At 48.5% G+C, this 585-nt stretch carries 1 pseudogene; it reads right to left on the bottom strand.

Features of this window, described 5'->3' with window-relative positions:
- A pseudogene (gene gmuE / locus ACWHAR_RS29915) lies at positions 1-585 on the bottom strand (fructokinase GmuE); the annotation flags it as partial.

Raw genomic sequence — 585 nt, 5'->3', positions numbered from 1 at the left:
TAGATATAAGAAAACACTTGTTTCTGTTGCATGACGCCGCCGCCAAGAATGATTTTTTTAGGGGCAAGGATCAAAATATACTGAGCCACCGCTTGGGCAATATAGTACCCTTCCAGTTCCCAGACTTGTGCTATATCTGATAAATCCGCGGCTTTTTTTCCCCAGCGGGCTTCGATAGCGGGGCCTGAAGCTAAACCTTCAAAACAATCTCCATGATAAGGGCACTTTCCTTGGTATGCGTCATCCATGTGCCTCCGGATATAAATATGGCCCATCTCTGGGTGCGACAGCCCCTGAAGGAGCCTGCCCCCTACAATAGCCCCCGCTCCGATGCCAGTGCCAATCGTTATATACAGGCAGCTGTCAAGACCCTTCGCTTCACCGAAAAGGAATTCACCCAGCGCCGCAGCGTTGACATCTGTACTAAATCCGACTGGGATTTTCATTTCGTTCTTAACAGTTTGCAAAAAGGGGTAGTGTCTCCAGCCCGCTTTCGGCGTGGCCATAATGGTACCGTATGTTTGACTGGTTTTATCGTTATCAACGGGACCAAAGGAACCAATGCCGATTGCCTGTAATGAAAAT

Source organism: Bacillus sp. LR--39, from assembly GCF_053613335.1.
The sequence above is the reverse complement of the archived record's forward strand: the minus strand, read 5'-3'. Positions and strand labels throughout refer to the sequence as shown.